We start from the raw sequence: 20,145 nt of genomic DNA, 5'->3' as shown, positions 1-20,145 counted from the left end.
CCACTTGCCACTCCACCGGCTTAGAAAAGGTCCAGCAAGTAATTGAATGAGGAGAGAGGGGAGGAAATAGATCATCCATAAAGTACCCATTGCATTTGTAGAATGGGTCAATTGATACAGAACCCAACCATTCGTAAGGGTACTGAATGCCCCGCCCAGAGAGGCGAAGGTCCCACTGATCCATAATCGATAAAATTGGAGAGGAAAAATGAACGTCAAGCCAATCGCTCCTTTACAGGCAAATATATGTACGATATTTTTAATATAATATATTCGATATATTTCGTACAACCCCTTTTTCAAGGAATACCTGTATACAAAAAAACCAGCTGGGTAGCTGGATGGGTTCATGATTATGATGATTGTTGTGATTGGGTTAGTTGATAAAATTTCATCGCTTGCACTCCTTTAAATTATAACCTTTGGATAGAGATAAAGTTTTCAAAGAGGATATTGACAATATCACCATGGTCATAAAAATCGATAATGGTTTCTAGCTATATATGAAAAAGATACCGTTGGTGTATCATCATGTATCCTTCTTTTTGGATATGTGTTGGTGCACTATTTTTGTATAAGTAGGAAGCTGACTATGCCATATTCCTCTTTCCTTAATATACTGTTACTTCTAAAACACAGTGGTTGATAAGGCTTGGTGAGAGCTAAGGAGGAAGAATGGATATGTTTCAAAATCAGACCATTCTAATCACAGGGGGTACGGGTTCCTGGGGAAAAGAGTTGACCCTTCAGTTATTAAAATATCATCCGAAAGAGATTCGAATTTATGCTAGGAATGAATTGTCTCAGGTGAATCTACTTTGGAATTTTGGTCAATCAGCACCGATCAAATTTGTTATTGGGGATGTGCGTGATTATCATTCCCTAGAAGAGGCGTGTCGAGGAGTTGATTATGTCTTTCACATGGCAGCCTTAAAGCATGTCCCTATCTGTGAAATTCAACAGGAGGAAGCCTTAAAAACCAATGTCTATGGCACATACAATTTGATCTTGGCGAGTGCTCGCCAAGGGGTAAAAAAAGTGGTAAATGTCTCAACGGATAAGGCAGTCGATCCTGTTAACTTCTATGGAATGACGAAGGCGCTGGGAGAGAAGATGGTGATCCGTGCGAATGATACGAACAGTACACGCTTTGTCAATATCCGTGGGGGAAATGTGCTGGGGACGAATGGCAGTGTGGTTCCCTTATTTAAAAAACAGATTGAAAATGGTGAAATACGGATTACCTCCAAGAAAATGACGCGTTTCTTTTTGTCGATTGCCGATGCGATCGGGCTATTAATTAAAGCAGCAACGATCTCCATTGGTGGAGAAACCTTTGTCATGCGGATGAAGACTTGCCGAATCTTGGATATGGCGATGGTGATTCGTGAGCATATGGGGCGTCCTGACATTTCGATTTGCGAGATTGGGATTCGACCTGGTGAAAAATTGCACGAAATTTTAATTTCTGCCTATGAAGCTGAGCGTACCTACCAGTATGATGATCGATATTATGTATTGCTTCCTTATGAACCAAACACAAACCAAGTCAAGGCATATGGTTCCTTACAAAAGGCAAATCTTCCTAGCTATTATTCCGATTCGTCTTTGATGACACAAGGGGAAATAAAAGCGATGTTGGATGCGGGGGGGCTCTTGTAATTGATTGACCCAACGTAGAGGAATCGAGGTGAAAGCGATGGAGACGTCCTCACCGTTGGCGATCTATGGCGGAAGACCCGTCCGCGAGCATTACCTTCCTTATGGAAAACAGAGGATTGAAGAAGTTGAGTTATTTTGCGAGGTAAGGAAGTGCATGGATGGGGAAGAGACGGACGTCCTGGGGACTTGGAACTGCTCAGTTGGGGATGAATGATGGTATTTTAAATCAGGTTGGAAAGCCTTCGGAGACAATCGCGCTGGAGATTCTTCGTCAGGCAGGTACGTTGGGGTTGGATTGTTTGGATACAGCATCAGGACACGTCGATAGCGAGGAGTTGATCGGACGGTTTAATCAGGAGTTAGTAGCATCTGGAGAATCCTTACCGCAAATCGTATCCAAATTACCTTCCTTACAAGCTCGACACATCGATAAATCAATCCTTCTTCAAGTTGTCAGGGACTCGGTAACCGCCTCCCTGGCAAGATTACATCGGACTGCAATCGATGTCTATCTTCTCCATGATCCCTCAGACCTTCGCTCCTTTGGTGGACGTGTAATTACTGCATTGCAACAGGTTAAACAAGAGGGGTTAGTTAAAAGGATTGGCGTATCGGTTTATACCCGCCGGGAAGCAGAGTTTGCACTGGGGTGGGGTTGTTTGGATGCGATTCAGATCCCTATCAATATCATGGATCATCGCTTTTTGCAGGGAGATTTGCTGAAAAAGTTAGCGGCAGAGATGGATGTCTATGCTCGGAGCATCTTTCTACAGGGGTTAGTGCTGATGGCGCCAGAGGAGGTTCCCTCCCATTTAGCAATTGCGCGGGAACCGCTGGCAAAGTTTCGTCGGTTATGTAAGGAATTAAATCGCACCCCTTGCGACGTGGCAATTTCCTTTGTACGGGATCTTGAAGGGATTCATCGAATCATCATCAGATGTGAATCGCCTGCTCAATTACAGCAGATGATGACCTTCGCCCATTCTCCTAAACTATCTCCTGACGTGATGACAAGGATTCGTTGCCTATTTAGGAACCTTCAGATGGGTACCTTTGTAACGAATCGCATCCCTAAAGAGACTTGATGGGTGATTTTTTACTCTTTCTCTGCTTCCGCGTACGTGACAGGGCAAAATATTTGTTTAGATGGTGGTTGGACTTCTTGGTAGAAATCCTAGGGAAGGTGAAGAATCATAATGGCTCGAGTGATTGCTGAAATAACCAATGCCCATCAAGGATGTCCTCAAACGTTAAAACAATTAATTCAAGCAGCTTCGACCAGTAAAGCTGATGCTGTCAAGTTTCAATGGTTTAAATACGATCATCTGGCAACTTCTGATTATCCGTGGTATGAGGCGTATAAAGGATTGTTTATCCATGAAGGGCAATGGAAGGAGGTATTAAGGCTTGCGAAAAGTCTAGGACTCTCGATTTGGGTGGACGTGCTAGATGATTGGGGCGTCCATATGTTGCGAAGTTATGAAACCTGGATTGATGGGATCAAGCTTCCTGCTACGGTGTTGCAGTCAAGGGTGATGATCGAGTCGCTATCCTTCTGGAAAAAACCCGTCCTCCTTGGGGTAGGGGGTTGGCTTGATGATGAGATCGATAGACTGCTTCCGCTCTTGAAAAAAAGAGTAGGGAATCACCTCACACTGTTACATGGATTTCAAGGTTATCCTACGCATCTGGAAGATGCGGGGCTGGCACGGATTCCGCTGTTGCAAGCACGGTATGGATACCCTGTCGGTTATGCGGATCATACGGATGGGTCTCATCCCCTTGCGATTGAACTTCCCATCTATGCTTATTTTTCTGGGGCAGGTGTGATAGAAAAACATATTACATTACAACGGAGTCAAAAAGGATACAACTATGATTCCTCCCTTGAACCGGCGGAGTTTGCCACGATGGTCCATCGTTTAAAGACAGCGGCGGTGATCATGGGGGATGGCGAGGTTACGGATGCCCAGCGAAGTTATTTGAAGGATGCGGTACGTGTGGTTGCTACACAACCAATTGTCAAAGGGGAAATCATCACTCAAAGGAAAGTCTCCTATAAAAGATGTCCAGATAACAATGGGATAATGCCACAAGAACTCGAGTCATTGCTTCCGGTCATCTCCCAACAGGCGGTGGCGGTTGATCAAGTATTCTCTACAAACAGCATAAAAAAACCGGTCATTGTTATTGCGGTGATCACTCGCCTAAAATCGACACGGTTAACGAAAAAGGCCCTTCGATTCATTCACGGTGTCACCGCCATTGAACGATGCTTGCTTAATTGTCTGTCCGTTCCGGGAGTCGATCACGTAGTTTTAGCGACTTCCGATTTACCTCAGGATAAAGAATTAACTAACATGACGATGAATGGGGAAGTCGAGGTATTTTGTGGGGATGCAGAAAATGTGGTCCAACGGATGATGGATGTAGCTAAATTAAAGCATGCGGATATCATCTTGCGGGTAACCGGAGACTGTCCAGCGATTTCTCCTGAGATATTGGAGTATTTAATACAGCATCACCTGGAGCAGGGATGTGATTTTACCACGGCCACTGAAAACCATGCCCTAGGTACCTGTGGGGATGTCATCACCGTGGAGGCATTTGAGCGGTTGCTTCAGCACCCAAAACCCCTCACGCATACCGAATACCTATCCGCCTACTTTCGCAATAACCCTCACTTATTCACGTCCCATGTCGTTGAACTCCCCCCCGTATTCCAATATCCAAACTGGCGCTTAACCCTTGATGAACCGCTAGATCTTTCCATGTTTGAAGAGTTGTATCGTGGATTACAAGTGGGCTATGAACCCTTACCCTTTGCGCGTATTCGTCCCTATCTACTGGCCCATCCCCATGTATTAGCCATCAATGCCAATGTACAAGTGAAATATCAGGTGGATGAGAAGTTGGTTCGTCAAATAAAAAAAGAGACCACTCTTGATGGTTCAGCATAGGATCATTTCGAAAGGGATTATAAGCAGGGGGGATATCCTTGCACAGTCATGCGTGGAAATTATATTTCGACTTTTTAGGTAAATTTAGCATCCTTCGATATCGCCAAGTTTCCTTGGCACTTTTTTATTACTTTCCACACTATCAATATCGTTCGTTATTTACACAATCCAATCCAGTAGTCATCGGTGAGATGGTTCAGCGCATGCTCACAGATGATGCGTACTATCAATTGGCAATACAGAAGGGTGCTCACTATCTGAAGCAAGCTTACCCTGTTCAGGAATCAAGTAAGAAGCTAATCCAGCTGATTGATCGACTGACCCAGATTCAATTAAAGCCGACAGGATGTCCTTGATTATGGAAAGGGTAAAAAATTTTAAAGTATTGATTCGTGCCGATGCCTCAACAGGAATGGGGTCAGGGCATGTCATGCGATGCTTGAATTTGGCAGATCGTCTGAGACAAAAAGGAGCAGCGATCACCTTTGCCTCGAGGGAGTATGTTGGAAACCTCCATGGGGTTGTAAAACAACGGGGTTATCCGATCGTTTCACTGCCAGCTCGCCGGAAAATTTCCTCGACTTCGCTCGTGACAGAAGATGCCCATGAAACCATTCAACTGGCTGAGAAGAATGCGCCCTATGATCTCGTGATCGTGGACCACTATGCCTTGGATAGTCGTTGGGAACGCCTTGTGCGGAGAATTGCCCAGCGTGTCATGGTCATCGATGATGTGGCGCAACGCAGGCATGATTGTGACCTCTTACTCGATTCGGCCTTTTATAAGGATCCAATACAACGATATAAAGGGTTGCTCCCCAAACGATGTAAAACGTTTTTTGGGCCTGAGTATGTGCTTCTTGCCACCCAATTTTGTGAACAACGGGAACGTCCCTTACAAAAAAACTCGCCCCCACAACGCTTGCTCCTCTCCTTTGGCGGCTCTGATCCAACGGGAGAGACGGTGAAGGTGCTTACTGTCTTTGGAATGCTCTCCCTTCCTGGTGTCGTCATTGATGTGGTTGCCGGTAGAGCTAACCCCCATCACTCAATTCTTAATGCCCAATGCCAACGGTTAAAGAATGCCATCTTTTATCCCCATGTGGATAATATGGCGGAGCGGATGGCGCAATGTGATCTTGCTATTGGTGCGGGGGGATCCACCGTATGGGAACGGTGTAGCCTCTCGGTGCCAACCATTACAGTTGCCATTGCAGAGAATCAAGTGGAACTTTTAAAGGGGTTACAACAGTTAGGGGTGATTCATCATCTTGGATGGCATCAGGATGTGAGTCGAAAGCAATGGCTGAATGAGATGAAGAAGGTGTTAACCGATAGCCAGATCCACCGTAAATTAGTAAAGAACTGCGAAGCCTTTGCTCCCCGAGTATGTACTGAAAAATTAGATGAAATGATTGAATTGATGATGAGAGAGGTGTAACAAGTTGACAGACAACTATTTGCGAGGCGTTGAGGAGAAGGAGATGGCTCTGATCCTTCAATGGCGAAACTCCATTCGAGTGATGGAACGAGGGTTAACGGATCATGTCATTGAATGGGAGGAACATACTGCCTGGTTTCAAACGAAAGATCCCGAACATTTGCGAGTATTCCAATGGCAAGGGCAGCCAGTTGGGGTCGTATCCTTCTCACGAATATCAGAGGATGGCAGCAGTGGGTATTGGAATTTTTATTTAGGATATGAATGCTTGCCCAAGGGAACCGGTACAGAAATGACAACCCTCGCGCTAGAATATGCTTTTGATGAATTGGGCTTAGAAGAGGTTTTTGGGGAAGTGATGGAAGACAATGAACCATCGATCGGGTTGCATCAGAAATTAGGGTTTATACAGGATGAAGAGTGTATTCAACCGGTGACTAAAAAAGAGAAAGAAGTCAGCCTCCTCACCTTTACGCTTACGCGTGAAGATTGGGAAGCCGCGAAAGAGGAGGAGGATGAACTTGATAGCTGGGAAGACGATTTCCAAGAAGATGAGTTTCACGAAGAAGATTTTTAATTAGAAAGTAGTGAGAAGAAGATGCAGTCGATTTAGTTAGGCTCACGCTTGATTGGTCCGGATCACCCTCCTATTATTGCGGAGATGTCTGGTAACCACAATCAATCCCTTGAGCGGGCGCTGAAAATTGTAGAGGCGGCAGCGAAAACCGGGGTCGATGCGATTAAATTGCAAACCTTTACCCCACATAGTATGACCCTTGATCGGATCAAAGGGGGATTCCCTCTATGAATTGTACAAAAGGCAGCAACCCCATGGGAATGGCATGAACCGATATTAAAGGGATGTAAAGCGTTAGGTCTCAAGCTGTTTAGCAAGCACCCCCTTTGATGAAAAGGAGGTTGATTTCTTGGAGAAATTAGGGGTTCCTTAGGGGACACTCGTAAGCTGGGATTGGATTTGATTTAACAAGGAGAGTAACCAAGGATGGCTGTAAGTAGAAGATCGCTTATCTTTTACACGGTGTGCAGGTGACCGGTGAAGGGTAGGCTTATTGTTTATCAGTAACCATGAGAGTGGTTGAAAGTGGGGTTCATTCCTCTGTAATGAGAAGGGCAAGCCAGGAAACAAAAACTAAGAATGAACCTTGACTTTTGTGAGCTTCTGCTATAAAATAATGCTTGTTGACACAATAATATGGGGCATTAGCTCAGCTGGGAGAGCGCTACACTGGCAGTGTAGAGGTCAGCGGTTCGATCCCGCTATGCTCCACCAAACAGCGTCATATAAGATTTTTTAGTGTTTTGGATCATGTGTAAAATGTAGTGGCCCCAGTGAGGCCCGATTTTCATGCGCAAGGCCACTTCTCGCCATTTTAAGCGGGGAGTGGTTTTTTATGTTAATGAAGTTTGCGGTACAAGATTTTTTAGACGAGAAGTTGTTTAATAACATGTCCAGGAATACAATTGAGGCGTACAAATTAACCCTCTATGCTTTTCGTGATTTTTGCGCGGATAGAGATGAAATTGCTGTGAGTGATGTTGGTGGCGAGTGTTTGCGATATGTGGCGCACGCAATGGCGGCGGTTGTTCATAAAGGCGGGGGAGTACCGTTTAGTAATATGGGGTATCTTTTACTGCGGTGGGGGTACCCATTTTACCCGCTGTCCCCTGCTGAAGGACGGCACCCCTAAAATATTTCCGGGTGATTCGACATGACCGTACATATCCTACTGTAGTGCTACCTTGCGTATGCATGATTCTATACAGTGATACAGCTTGAATTGCGGTAATACAACGCAGGGTATACTGCAGGTAGCGCAGGGGTAGCGCTGGTGTATATATGTAGGTGCTGTAGTATACCCACTATAGGTATACGTGAGTGCAGTAGTAGTAAGGGATGTGCGTGATGCCGAATGTAGCTCAGGTAGATTGAACAATTCATTATTAATCAAAACGTTTAAATATAAGTTGTTGATTTGCGGTGTCATGGCGTAGGAGTGGCGAATAGATGGCGAAAGAGGACGACCCCCAGGCGAGGGGGCGAAATGGCGTGGGACTGGTGTGCGGAAATTGCGCACAATGAAAATAATGTTTGGTAACAAGTGTTACGAGTGTTAATTATCCAGAAGTTGGGGTGTCAGGAGACCGTGTGGATGCACAAGAGACTTGCCACCCTCGAGAATGTAAAAAGCACTGTCCGTTCCGGATTAGTCGAGGGCGAGCAGGGGCAAATGCCTTTCGGAAGCGAAATACGAGGATGATTCTTGCCCCTAAACGCTCATCCTCATCTGCTCCTCCACTAGGTCAATGGCAAAACCCTTTTTGCTCCTCACACGGCTCCTATTGCTTCTATTTTCCGGTTAATCAACACGCCTGCTGTGTATTATAATAATAATTTAAATTGTTTCTCTATTTATATCATTATTAGTTTTATTTTTAAATTTAAGAAGTGATAAATGTATTTTATTACTATATTAAATAAAGTGGAGTGGATATTAATAACCACTCCACTTTGAGGTACTCGAATTGGTTCTTCTTAAGCTGTTCTTGTAGTATCAGAGACAATTTTTCCATCTTCCAACTGAATTACTCTTTTACAACAGTTTGCGACAAAAGGATCATGGGTTACAACGATGACTGTTTTCCCTTCTTCGTTCAGTTTTTTCAACACTTCCATAATATCCTTTGACGTTTTTTGATCTAATGCCCCTGTTGGTTCGTCCGCTAAAATTAATTTTGGTTCATTGATTAACGCTCGACCAATGGCAACACGCTGTTTTTGTCCGCCTGACAATAGTGCTGTTCTTTCTTTTTCCTTGTGTTCAATCCCTAATTTTGCAAGTAAATCCTTTGCCCCGTTCTCTCGCCCCTTCTTCTTTTTCTTATCTTTCACGTACATCAGGGGTAACGTCACATTTTGTCTCACTGTATAATGCTCTACTAATGCAAAATCTTGCAACACGAATCCAAACACTTCATTCCGCAAGGAAGCTTTTCTTGCTTCATCAAATTTGCCCACACTTTCGCCCATGATCAAATACTCTCCACTCGTTTGACCATCCAAGCAACCAATAATATTTAACAATGTGGTTTTACCCGAACCAGACGTCCCTGTAATGGCTATAAACTCCCCTTCGTTCACAGAAAGTGTTATACCCGCTAATGCTTGGAATGAAAGATCGTTCGTAGTGAATTTTTTTGTTACATCCTTTAATTTTATAATCATTTAATTTTCCACCTCAATATGGAACTTAGTCCCATTCGCCTAATTTTCATTACGGGAATGATGACCGCCAACATTCCCAGCACGATGCTTGCGAGAAATGTTACACAGACCGACATCACCGTTACATCGATGAAGAAATTCACCAAATTACCGATAATAAATAACGGCAGTAATTGGAATGTAATCCTCATGATAATATATTTATCTGTCGCACCAGTAAGATAGTGTATCCCAAATTCATATCGATTCTTAGCGACGAATTGCAAAAGAGAAACAATTAATGAAATGAGGGTAAAGGACATCACAAGAGACAATAAGAATAACTGAATCTGGATCCACTCTTGCTTATCTGCAATTACATGCTTCACTTGCTGACTCATACTTTTATATGCAAAAGCATACGTTTTCAGCTTAGCCGCATAATCAACGATTTGTTTCATCACTGCTTCATCATTTGATACGATATATGAACCTGGAATGATATCATCATAATCTGAAAAGTATTGTAGTTTACTATCATTGACCGGGGATATCATCATTGAATCGAGTTGTTGAATCTCTCGAGAGGCCATAATATCGATATATGTAGCTCCTTCTTTCAAAATACCGATCACTTTATACTGATCACCATATGCGTCGGTAAAGATGTCGCCAACATCCCACACCTGCGCCAGTCGGCTGCCTATCAAGACAGGAGTAGACTTTGTTTTTTTATTCACATAATCTTCCGCAACAAATCGTCTACCTTTAGCGATGTCTATACGGAAATAATCCAAAAATTTTTCCGTCGTCATCACATACTCTATTTCGCTTTGCCCCCTGATAGGGGTGACCCCTTTTACTTTCAGAAGAGCAGGATCTTTAACCGATAGCGAATTCGAACTCATTCTAAAAGCTGAAAAATTTTTGTTGTGAAAAATGAATTCGTATAGTGAGCGCATGACGGGTGCTTTTTTATCATCATTCATAAGAGTGTCAATATCTTTTTCACTTGTCAAATCCATCAGTCCGTAGATTTCTTTGTCTGATGTTAGTTTCTTTACTTCTTCTTTCATTTTATGTAGGTCAATAAAAGAAAGTGCAGCAAATTGTATCAAACCAATGACGAGCATAATTTGAACCAACAAAATGAACGTCTGCCCCTTTTGCCGCCATAAATCTTTTAGTGCCAATAGAAATTGGTTTCCCATCATGATGATCCCTTTCTAATGATCCCTTTTTTCCGTTGATCGATCCACGTAGCGACGACCAGTGTCGAAGTCCCAATTAGCAAGCAAAAAGCAAGCGCGGTAACCAGACCACGTCCATCAAAGGATGTGACAACTTTGTCAAACGCACCGACGGCCAACAATAAAAACGCACACATCGCCCCGACAGCGAAACTACCAAAAACCACGAATAGATACTCTTTTAACAGCCATCTTCGCACATCTCTAAAACGTGCTCCCACTAAATAACGCGCATAAATCTCATCCCGTCTTGCATCAATCCACGCGGTTGTCGTACCAATGGTGCTCATCATAATGAAGACAATGGTCACCAATAACGACGCAACGACCACGAGTTGATCCTGTATCACATGCTCCAATCGTTCGCTCACTGTTAATCGTAACGGAGTAACTTCAAACTTCAAAGAGGGTTCTTCCTTCTGTAACGACTTTAGGGCATGATCGACAGAATCCATAGATAACCCATCAACCTCATACATCCCTGTTACATTTGTCGTTGGATCAAGAGTAATAAAAAACTTCCGCGCCAATTCCATTCCCACATCCTTCGGTGTGAAGAAGTCGATCACTTCATAATCCCTATTGTTAAAACGAAAATATTTTTCTCCATCCTTTTTTCTGATATTGTGTGCCATCTCATGGTCCAACACAACAACAGAATGCCCCTGTTTAGGTTGGTGCCCATTAGCAGTACTCAATGGTAAAGAATGATCTTGCAAGAAAAATGCTTTCCCATATGAACTAATATCTTTATAAAGTAAAAATGGGTCATTACTTTGTGTAGTTAGTTTTTTGATCAGCCGGCCTGTCTTCATTGATGATTCCTTATCTTCCTCTGACATAGAAACTGTTACTCGCATACTACCTGGGCTTAATCCATCAGGCAATACTGCTGTCTGTTCGTACGAATCGATCAAAGAAGAAAACGCTAAACAGGTGAACGTAGCCACTACAATATAGTAAGCAATAATATAATATGATTTATTTAGGAGTCCCATAAATTATCCTTCCTATGAACACAGCACCATAATCCTTGCCTAGACCTAGACAAGGATTATGGTGTTCATTGAGTTGAATAGACGATTCAGATTGAGGTCGAATTATTTAAAGTATTCCCATCCATAGTTAACTTTCATTGTTTTGGCAGGATTATTCCACTTACTGGTGCTCTTAAAATATTGATTTTTATCCTTTTTACTACTGGCTCTCTTTGTCTTTTGTCGTCCTGAATCATAGTCTCCTTCTTGAATACGAACATAAGCTCGCTGTACATACTTTCCTGGCTTCAGTTTATAACCAGCACCATTAGCTACTTTCCAGCTGGGAGTAAACCAAACTTCAGCTTTTACTTCGACAGTACCGGTCTTAGCGAACCCATTATAGCTCATACCTTGAGCCTCATTCGGTGTAAGGCCAGACGCGCCAACTCCAACAGTAAGAAGAGATAAACCGAGAAAAGTAATTCCAAGTTTCTTTAACATATGTAAATTCCTCCTTTTAAGATTCGTTAAAATATTACTATCATACCAATTTGTTGTCAAGATAATTATTGCACATATACCTTGTGAAATTATAAGTTTGAAAGTTTTATTTCTATTCCGATATACCTACCTATTGTAGGGAAATCGGACAAAGTACAGAAGTCCATGTAACTGTTATTAAAAGAGGACTTCTTATTTCCTACCCACAGCGAATTGGCTGTACCCATCCAAAAATTATCTTTCTCTTCTCCCGCACCTGCGTAATTTTTTCTAGTCCGCGATCATATTCCGCCTGATCTTCTGCGGTTCTAGTTACTCCATATTCGTCAGTGTTTCCGATCACGGGGACATTCAATAGGTCGAAGTTCATAATTGATATGTCCTACCTTTTCGTTTAAGGTAACATAGTCAAGTAATCCATAGTCGTACACTTTTACTGATAATCGTTTTTGACACATTATTTGTAATCACGCTCAAGATAGACAACTGCTTGTATCTTTTTATCTATCATTAGACGCCTCCCGATAATGTAAGAGTATCTCTATAAGTTTAACACCCTCTCAGCTCAATAAAAACAGGGTTTTACGAGTTTAAAATATAAATTTATTACATTAATATGAAAAGAAACAATCTTAGAAGGGTGCACAGAAGGAGTTTTTACAAACTACAATTCAATACCTCCGTACACCCGATCCATTTCATCTTGGTTAAAACCGAGATAACAGTATGTCTCGCGCTCGCTCGAATGGTTCAACGCTTTGGAGATGAGCGCGGTCTTTTCTCCGCTAACGAATCGCCAATATGCCCATGTCTTCCGCAGACTGTGGGTATTTATATTGTCTTTAATGCCTGCCTTAACTGTCGAGGATGCTATGAACTTAAAACGTTGGCATGTATTTAATATGATTAGGAGCGGAGGAGAGGCGGTTCATCCGTCTATTGCGAAAATGGCGGCTCCTCCTGTATCTGACGACCGCTATATAATGGTACACGTTTATCAGGTGGAGAAGTGGTCGCAGGAAAATCCTAGGGCACAAAACATCGAAAAAACGAGGAAAACCACGGGGCATTAGCTCAGCTGGGAGAGCGCTACACTGGCAGTGTAGAGGTCAGCGGTTCGATCCCGCTATGCTCCACCAAACAGCGTCATATAAGATTTTTTAGTGTTTTGGATCATGTGTAAAATGTAGTAGTCGCGTTGCGACACCTTTTTACATCTTACGACCAATTCTCGAAATTAACGGGGAGTGGTTTTTTGTCGTTTTAAACCCTTAAAGTAAACACCACCTATCCAAGGACAACGAATAACACTTACTATTTAAGGTAAAATTATGTTTAATATGTAGTGTTAATTTTAGATATCGTTAGCTATTTGATAGTAATATGGTGTATAATTAAGTAACAATTAAATATTAATTTATAAACTAAAATGTTAAGCGATTGGGCAGCGGGGAGGTGGCGGAATGGTGTGAGCCTGGTGATAACAGAACTGGGTAACATGGGTTACCGAATAAATGCGGCAAGATAACGCTCTATAGGTTATTTAATATGGTTCAGTTGACCTAGTGTAAAGTTCTTATTTTTGTTGGAAATGGGTAACAAAAGAATAAAAAGCGTAAAAGTGACACAAAAGTGATCCCTCTCTGCGAATAACAGTATAGAGATAAGTGAGGGTTTGTCCATATTTAATGAACGAGGTGGATACATTGCGTAGAGGTTGGTTAGCAGTACTGCTTGCATTTATGTTGCTTTGGATTGTGTCGGTTCCTTTGACAGCGTTAGCAGAAACGGGTCTAACTCTGACAGTAACTCCAGAGCAAAAAGAGGACGGTATGTATGTGAAAGCTTCCGTATCTGGCGATAAGGTTGTAGAGGGTACTTATACATTTAACATTGCTGACAAGAAGCAATCCAGTAATAAAGGTGAAACTACTTTTAAAGATCTACCAGCTGGTAAACATCAACTGAATGTCTCCTTTACAGGTAAAGTAGATGGTGTGGATCAGTCCTTAACATCCAACATGGAAGTGAAAGTGAAGGCTGTCAACCGCGGAACCCCTCCTATCGACATAGGGAATACAAAGGACGGTACTGGGGATAAGAACCAAAATAGCGAGAAACCACAGGATATCAACTTGGGTGTTTATACATTAGCTTCTATTGAACCTTATACCTATGAGAAACGTTATTTGAATATAAATGTTAGTCTTGTTGATGCTAACAAGAATCTAATTAAAGCGAACAAAGCAGAGGGTAATTGGGATATTAAACTGAACGGTGAGTCCAAAAGCGAAGAGGGTCTACAGGTCTCTGAGAATGGTCTTAAAGCGAGCCAAATCTTTGAAGTGAAACCTGGTAAATATAACATTGAAGTCACCTTTACAGGGAAAGTGGATGGGAAAGAAGTGACTCTGAAAGAAGTGGTACCCTTCACGATGCCGGAGGTCATTATTGATGTAACTTTTGACGGTAAAAACACCTTAGATCTTAAACTGACCGAAGCAAAAGAAGCAGAGGGTATCTGGAATATCCTACTTGAGAATGACGAAGGAAATGTTAGTTATCGCTTTGAGTCTGATCCGCATAAAGGTCTTAGCTTTTCTCATAAACTAGATAAATTGAAACCAGGGACTTATACTACTTGGGTTGGTTTCAAAGGGACGATTGATGGTTATGAAGGTGGGTTGAATCGGGATACGGATATTACGGTAAAAGAAGATAAAGCTAGTATAATTACACCCATCGATGATAAGGATACACCACCAGCTTCTGGTACTCCTAAGAAAAAGGATAAGATTGCAAATGATATCAAGCCAGGGAAAGTAATGCCGAAAACAGGGTCAGACACACCATTATTTACGCTGCTTGGTGGAGTTTTGGTTTTGGTAGGTCTATTTTTAAGCGGGTTCCTTTGGAAACGGAGGTCTTTCCAAGGCTAAGTAATAATGCGTAAATGCTAGGGTTGTTAATGACTTGCTGCTTAAGGAAAACAATGATAAATTTAACCCTTTAAATAGCATTGATATATAGTAGTTCTTTCAGCGCTAACAGCGTCTCTTCACGCAACAATAGCGTTTTTGATATATATTTTGTATTGCTTGAATTAAAACGAGCTTAAACGGCTCCCATAAGGAGTTTTCTCAGAACTCAAGCCTCAATCCTTTTCACTCGCGAAAGCGGGTGGATTTTTTATACTTTCGTGTCAATGGTACATGGTATCGGGAAAGACCCATGTGCAAAATTAACTCTTCACCTAGAAATAAAAAAGCGCCCTCTTTTTATTTATTATACTCTAGGGGCTTAATTTATTGCTATTATTTATTTGAATAAATCCACCTAACATATTAAAATATAAATTAATTATACTTTATATTTTATTTGCGAAAATCTTTTCTTTTGGTCACTCCTGTTCCATCAGTAAAAGTGGCTGTAACAAACTCTAATGTTAATTCTTTTCTATTTAAAATAGGATTTAATTTCAGAAACACAAACTTTGATATATTTAATACTGATGGTTGAAAAGGAAGTCGTAGAATTGGTAATGATGTTTTTCTTCTAATCTTCGTATTTGGGCCTACTAGTGTTTTGTTATTTAGTTTTCTCCCTACTTTACGGTTATATAGGTCAACCAGATCGAATGTTGTTAATTTAAAAAGTCCGGTTCGTGGATTCACAGCCCCACTAATACCAATTCGAATTAATATAAGTGGAAAACCCGATCCCACTCCTATTTCAGGTAGGAGTCTTTCAGAGAATTGGGGAATTGCAACTTCTAAAGAATGAACGAGGGGAGTCTTTGATTTTTGGGATCTTACCTTTTTGTGGTTCATACAGTATGCTCACTCCTTTTCTACGATTGGACAGTATAGTTTATTCTTTTGTTTAGAACATTGGTTGTGCTTTTCAAGCAGTATAAAAGCCATGATTGCAAGAATTAAAGGTGATAGCATAGGCGTGTTGTGGAAGTGAAAAGCGGAGTTCATGAAGGTAATCGATTAGAGCATTGCCACTGTTCCAATGATTTTTCGTTATTTTCGTCATTTCAGCCAGGTTGTTTTTTTATTCGAGAATGGAGGTGAAAACGAGACTTAAGGTGATTACAAGGGAAAAAGCGAAGAACACCAGTATTTTAGCGACATCAGACGCTACTATGACGAAGAGCCTATTTCGTGGTTTTTTGTGTGATATGTTTCTTAGAGGTTAAGCATTTATATTCTACTTAATAGATATGGATCACTTGCCAATCCGATCAAAATTAGGAGGGGGAAGGATGGTACGTCACACACAGATAAAAAATATAGTGGATTCCATTTTATCTTTACATTGTAATCATCCGATTCGTGTAGGGGTGAGTGGGATAACAGCGTCTGGCAAAACAACGGTAGCAAACGAGATAGCACAGGAAATTGAACATAGAGGCAAAAATGTCATAAGAACAAGCATCGATCATTTTCACAATTGTAGAAAGATAAGGTATAGGCAAGGCAAGGATTCCGCTAAAGGGTATTACGAGGATGCTCATGATTATGAATCATTTCGTGACAAATTATTAATTCCGTTAGGTCCTGGAGGCGACCGGGTGTATCAAACGAGCTCTTTTGATTTAGCTAGAGATGAACCAGTTACTCCGGTACCTAAACTGGCAACTTCCGATATGGTTTTGGTGGTGGATGGAACCTTTCTTTTTAAAGAAGTTTTAGCAAATCAATTTGATTATAAGATATTTGTGGATACATCCTTTGACGTTGCAAGAAAAAGAGGGGCACAAAGAGATGAGAGATCATTTGGAAGCGTCGAAAAGGCAGAGGCGATGTTCATCAAAAGATATCATGCTGCTTCTGAACGGTATTTAACAGAGCATTCCCCTAAGGAGAGTGCCAATGTAGTCATCATGAATAACGATTTGCAAAATCCTGCGGTCATCATACGATAACTGATTACTTGATCCACTAGAAAAACAGCGTAAGCACCCTCTGTGGAGGTTAGTAAGTTGATTGATAACCAACGATGTCTAGGTGTAAAAAGCCACTTCTCAATGAACGGGAGGAGTGGTTTTTTGTTACGTTGTAAGTTTGCAGGGTAGGATTTTTTGGCTGTTATCTATCTGCCGTTCCAATTTCTTTGAGGATGCATGTATTGTAAGTGCATGAAAAAGGAGATGATGCAATGACGATTGATGTGGAAACGGTGAATCCACTACGTATAGTAGATCGACCCGCAGTCGGAGCGAGGGCGAGAACAGGGGCGCAATTTGCTTGGTCGGCTCCTTATCAGACTGGAACCGTTTCAGAAAGTGGTGGAGCATTAGGGCGAGGAACTTATCACACAGTATATACGGTGAATAATCCAATGGCGAGTGGGGTCCCCATTACGATTCAAGCGACTCCAGCGGTGGCTCCTCCCCCGCCGGCAGCAAGAAGTAAGATTCAAAATCGAAAGAAGCTGCGGGGCATCACAACGAAGCGAGTGACAACGAAAAATCAACGGGTTGTATTTCTTAGAGCAGGGCAAACCATTGCCTACACAGTAGGACCTGATGGTGCGATTCAAATCTTACCTGCTGGGGGAGAATTTGCGATACGGCAAGGGGCATTTGAGAATGGAACGGCAGTCGTGTATGGGCCAGTGTCAGCGGCATTTGGTGGCCTTCCTTATCTTAAAGTAACGGCGACTTACACGAGAACCACCGGAAACACTTAGCAAAAAGGTAGGGTAGCACGCATTGTATTCATGCTGTAGATTGCTGATGTAAGGTGAAGATCATGATGGGTTATGGTTAGTGATGTTCGAGTAGAACCAGCTCGGTATGTTGTGAAGGTTCAAGTCACGGAATTTGGCAAGAGTAGTCGGTATTTTTTGATAAAAGTACCGACTACTCTTGGTTAGGTAAGTCTATTTTTCATATTCCAAATTTCGTGGATGATGTTGTTAAATTATTGGTTGTATTTGTCTGTTAATCTTATTAGTTTGTATATTATCTGATCTCTTATATATTTAAAATGGTAAATAACTTTGCGTTTAAAATGTATAGTGGTATAGTGTATTAAATAATATAAATCGGTTAGCAACGGAAAGAGTCCATATTCAATTTCGGGAGGAGGGATCGTGATGAAAGGAAATCCCATTGTGGTTTATCTAACATTACTATCCGTTTTCTTTATTATCATGGGAAATGGTTTGTATCCATATTACGCGAACGCAATTTCCATCGGTATTATCGGTGGGTTTGTACTCATTATCGTTGCATTTGTAATCGCGCTCAGGGATGCGATCAATAAAAAAAGATAGATCAAGTTGTTGATGGGTGGTTCCCTGAATGATGGCTAGGGTGGAGTACAGGTAATGTTCAGTCACCTGTGCTTCTTTTTATATCTGGCGATAACTCGATAGGCTACAGAGGCAGTGAGGAAAAAGAGATTTATCCGTCCTCCATTCTAAGGGTTTAACTTGATTAACCGGTTATGTTAGAGCGCTAACAACTTTGCTTTATCCCCGAAGCCTCCACTCTTCGATGTCCTTATGGTTCATCATCTTAATTAATGGACAATCGATATCTTCGATCCTACCCTACTGTTACTCGTGGTTTGATGACAATAGCGATTGCAGTTCTTGTCCTTGTTTACCATGGGTCACCCCATACCCCTTTTGCTCACTTTTAATCTCTGCATTACCTTTAGTGAACCAGATCGAATAGGGTTCTTCTTCGCCTTTATTTTCAAATTCTACCTCAACTTCAAAATCAGAAGGGTGTACCATGTCTGCAATTACGTTTTTATTCCAACTCACTTCATCAAAAATGGCTTGAAGTCTTTTAATTCTCGACTTCTCTGTAATTTTCACACTTGGAACTAGACTGCCGTTCGTTTGTCTCTCCTGTACAGCAATCGATCGTATGGCTTGCGATGACTGGCATGCAGATATAGCGGGGATAAGAACGAAGATGGTGACTACGAAGAAAATATGCTTGATAGGTAATCCCTCCCTTATTTACAGTTGATTCGTTCATATCCATTATACAATCGAACGAAGATAGTTGTGTGAATTATCCGGTTTTAAGTTGTTGGGTGAGGAATAAAATAATAAAAAGTCATGCATCAGTAGCATAGATTTGCCACGATGCATGACTTTATTAGGTAAGAATCTTTTAAGATAACATTGTTGTCAATTCACGAAAGATTACAACTCCAACTGTAATTTTCGTGTATTGTACATGCCTTCAAGACCGGTTGGATCTTTTTCTGTCTTAAAGCGGGAGAAAGATTCTGCCGCTTCAGAGGAGCGAACACGCAGGGGTTTTGTTTCCATCTGTACGAGGTGATAGACAACATTCGCCACCGATTCAGGAGTTTGTGGTTCCACGTGTCTCTTTCTAAAGGTGTTGATATAGGCATCGATTACAGGTTTGTATTCATCCTCGATAATGCCACCTGAAGCTTGGAGGTTTTCCATCACGGTTTGCCCAAAGTTTGTGTCGATGGCACCCGGCTCGAGAAGGGTCACATCAATATTAAAAAAGGGTGGATAGTAGGTAGCTAAACTCTCTAATAACCCTTCCACTGCAAATTTACTAGCGCAGTAGATTTCATTCATGGGTTGTCCAACCAGTCCACCGACGCTCGATGTTGCAAGGAGATAACCCCGGTCGGCTTTTTGTAAAAGGGGAAGTCCAGCGCGAATGGTGTGCATGACCCCATAGACATTGGTATTAAAGATCTGCTGAATTTCTTCAACGGATGCCTGCCCTAAGGATCGTAAATAACCTACGCCGGCGTTACAAAAAAGCACGTCGATATGATCTTCCGTTTCTCTGATTTGGTCAAATGCACCTTCGAGGGAATCAGGATGAGCGACATCCATTTCGATAAATTGAAGATTCTTTTTATCCGCATATTGTTGTTGATCCCGTTGCACATTTCGTGTGCCCGCATAGACCCTCCAACCCTCTTCAGCAAACTTGAGTGCGGTAGCTAATCCAATACCTGATGAAGCACCTGTAATACACATTACTTTATCCACTTAAAACCTCTCCTTTATATGGACAATCATCAATTGCCATGTAAGTTGTTGGTGAACTTAATAAACTAAGTATACTCAAATTACATTTTTAGTTCAAGTGTAATTTTAAGAT

Annotated in this window: 20 protein-coding genes, 2 tRNA genes and 1 pseudogene; 15 read left to right on the top strand and 8 right to left on the bottom strand. The window is 41.7% G+C overall.

Translation table 11 applies throughout. From position 1 onward, the window contains the following. The first annotated feature begins 681 nt into the window (after positions 1-681). The 10 genes and pseudogenes from CHX35_RS00820 (at position 682) to CHX35_RS00780 (ending at position 7,772) form a co-directional block, all read left to right on the top strand. Entirely contained in the window at positions 682-1,662 is a 981-nt protein-coding gene (locus tag CHX35_RS00820) for a polysaccharide biosynthesis protein (protein ID WP_091832402.1), read from the top strand. Between the two features lie 4 nt (positions 1,663-1,666). Beyond that, positions 1,667-1,876: a hypothetical protein gene (locus CHX35_RS17375; protein ID WP_176391811.1), complete on the top strand. Its 210-nt coding sequence runs from the start codon at positions 1,667-1,669 to the stop codon at positions 1,874-1,876. Then, positions 1,821-2,747 carry an aldo/keto reductase gene (locus CHX35_RS00815; protein ID WP_091832400.1) on the top strand — a complete coding sequence of 309 codons (927 nt, stop codon included), beginning with the start codon at positions 1,821-1,823 and terminating at the stop codon, positions 2,745-2,747. Before CHX35_RS17375 ends, CHX35_RS00815 begins: the two co-directional genes overlap by 56 nt. Before the next feature lie 111 nt (positions 2,748-2,858). Continuing rightward, positions 2,859-4,622 carry an N-acetylneuraminate synthase family protein gene (locus CHX35_RS00810; protein WP_091832397.1) on the top strand — a complete coding sequence of 588 codons (1,764 nt, stop codon included), beginning with the start codon at positions 2,859-2,861 and terminating at the stop codon, positions 4,620-4,622. Between the two features lie 38 nt (positions 4,623-4,660). Beyond that, complete coding sequence (locus tag CHX35_RS00805) at positions 4,661-4,978, top strand: hypothetical protein (protein ID WP_091832395.1); 318 nt, start codon at positions 4,661-4,663, stop codon at positions 4,976-4,978. Between the two features lie 2 nt (positions 4,979-4,980). After that, positions 4,981-6,063 (top strand): UDP-2,4-diacetamido-2,4,6-trideoxy-beta-L-altropyranose hydrolase, encoded by a 1,083-nt coding sequence (gene pseG / locus CHX35_RS00800; RefSeq protein WP_176391810.1) that lies wholly within the window; start codon positions 4,981-4,983, stop codon positions 6,061-6,063. A 4-nt stretch (positions 6,064-6,067) separates the two neighbouring features. Next, on the top strand, positions 6,068-6,640 hold the full coding sequence (locus tag CHX35_RS00795) for a GNAT family N-acetyltransferase (RefSeq protein WP_140413510.1): 573 nt from the start codon (positions 6,068-6,070) through the stop codon (positions 6,638-6,640). A gap of 84 nt (positions 6,641-6,724) precedes the next feature. Next, a pseudogene (locus CHX35_RS17175) lies at positions 6,725-7,010 on the top strand (N-acetylneuraminate synthase family protein); the annotation flags it as partial. A gap of 268 nt (positions 7,011-7,278) precedes the next feature. Next, a tRNA-Ala gene (locus tag CHX35_RS00785) sits at positions 7,279-7,354 on the top strand. A 121-nt stretch (positions 7,355-7,475) separates the two neighbouring features. Beyond that, positions 7,476-7,772 carry a site-specific integrase gene (locus CHX35_RS00780; protein ID WP_091832382.1) on the top strand — a complete coding sequence of 99 codons (297 nt, stop codon included), beginning with the start codon at positions 7,476-7,478 and terminating at the stop codon, positions 7,770-7,772. Between the two features lie 845 nt (positions 7,773-8,617). Here CHX35_RS00780 and CHX35_RS00775 read toward each other — a convergent pair. The 5 genes from CHX35_RS00775 to CHX35_RS18115 form a co-directional block, all read right to left on the bottom strand. Further along, entirely contained in the window at positions 8,618-9,307 is a 690-nt protein-coding gene (locus tag CHX35_RS00775; protein WP_217895859.1) for an ABC transporter ATP-binding protein, read from the bottom strand. Beyond that, entirely contained in the window at positions 9,304-10,497 is a 1,194-nt protein-coding gene (locus tag CHX35_RS00770; protein WP_176391809.1) for an ABC transporter permease, read from the bottom strand. Before CHX35_RS00770 ends, CHX35_RS00775 begins: the two co-directional genes overlap by 4 nt. Further along, positions 10,497-11,534, bottom strand: a complete 1,038-nt coding sequence (locus CHX35_RS00765; RefSeq protein WP_091832376.1) for an ABC transporter permease — start codon at positions 11,532-11,534, stop codon at positions 10,497-10,499. Before CHX35_RS00765 ends, CHX35_RS00770 begins: the two co-directional genes overlap by 1 nt. A gap of 102 nt (positions 11,535-11,636) precedes the next feature. After that, complete coding sequence (locus tag CHX35_RS00760; protein WP_091832373.1) at positions 11,637-12,017, bottom strand: hypothetical protein; 381 nt, start codon at positions 12,015-12,017, stop codon at positions 11,637-11,639. Between the two features lie 664 nt (positions 12,018-12,681). After that, on the bottom strand, positions 12,682-12,891 hold the full coding sequence (locus CHX35_RS18115; RefSeq protein ID WP_425435288.1) for a site-specific integrase: 210 nt from the start codon (positions 12,889-12,891) through the stop codon (positions 12,682-12,684). 189 nt (positions 12,892-13,080) lie between these two features. On the opposite strand from CHX35_RS18115, the gene CHX35_RS00750 reads away from it, so the two are divergent. Beyond that, a tRNA-Ala gene (locus CHX35_RS00750) sits at positions 13,081-13,156 on the top strand. A 567-nt stretch (positions 13,157-13,723) separates the two neighbouring features. Beyond that, positions 13,724-14,956: an LPXTG cell wall anchor domain-containing protein gene (locus CHX35_RS00745; RefSeq protein WP_176391808.1), complete on the top strand. Its 1,233-nt coding sequence runs from the start codon at positions 13,724-13,726 to the stop codon at positions 14,954-14,956. A 435-nt stretch (positions 14,957-15,391) separates the two neighbouring features. On the opposite strand, the gene CHX35_RS00740 is transcribed toward CHX35_RS00745, so the two are convergent. Then, positions 15,392-15,847, bottom strand: coding sequence for a hypothetical protein (locus CHX35_RS00740; RefSeq protein ID WP_091832364.1), 456 nt, complete (start codon positions 15,845-15,847; stop codon positions 15,392-15,394). Between the two features lie 440 nt (positions 15,848-16,287). Between CHX35_RS00740 and CHX35_RS00735 the strand changes: the two genes are divergently transcribed. The 3 genes from CHX35_RS00735 to CHX35_RS00725 all read left to right on the top strand — a co-directional run bounded on the left by CHX35_RS00735 (position 16,288) and on the right by CHX35_RS00725 (position 18,305). Beyond that, positions 16,288-16,950: a nucleoside/nucleotide kinase family protein gene (locus CHX35_RS00735; protein ID WP_091832361.1), complete on the top strand. Its 663-nt coding sequence runs from the start codon at positions 16,288-16,290 to the stop codon at positions 16,948-16,950. 233 nt (positions 16,951-17,183) lie between these two features. Further along, positions 17,184-17,717, top strand: a complete 534-nt coding sequence (locus CHX35_RS00730; protein WP_140413509.1) for a hypothetical protein — start codon at positions 17,184-17,186, stop codon at positions 17,715-17,717. Positions 17,718-18,125: 408 nt separating this feature from the next. Beyond that, positions 18,126-18,305 (top strand): hypothetical protein, encoded by a 180-nt coding sequence (locus CHX35_RS00725; protein ID WP_091832355.1) that lies wholly within the window; start codon positions 18,126-18,128, stop codon positions 18,303-18,305. A 285-nt stretch (positions 18,306-18,590) separates the two neighbouring features. Here the strand turns inward: CHX35_RS00725 and CHX35_RS00720 are convergent, their stop codons facing one another. Then, on the bottom strand, positions 18,591-18,902 hold the full coding sequence (locus tag CHX35_RS00720) for a YhfM domain-containing protein (RefSeq protein ID WP_483869399.1): 312 nt from the start codon (positions 18,900-18,902) through the stop codon (positions 18,591-18,593). Between the two features lie 291 nt (positions 18,903-19,193). Further along, the gene (locus CHX35_RS00715) at positions 19,194-20,033 is read right to left on the bottom strand and encodes an SDR family oxidoreductase (RefSeq protein WP_176391807.1); all 840 of its coding nucleotides are present in this window, start codon (positions 20,031-20,033) and stop codon (positions 19,194-19,196) included. Positions 20,034-20,145: the final 112 nt, after the last annotated feature.

The sequence above is a fragment of the Marininema halotolerans genome (assembly GCF_900116235.1).
Taxonomy (GTDB): Bacteria; Bacillota; Bacilli; order Thermoactinomycetales; family DSM-45169; genus Marininema; species Marininema halotolerans.
This window is presented reverse-complemented; position numbering and strand designations above follow the sequence as displayed.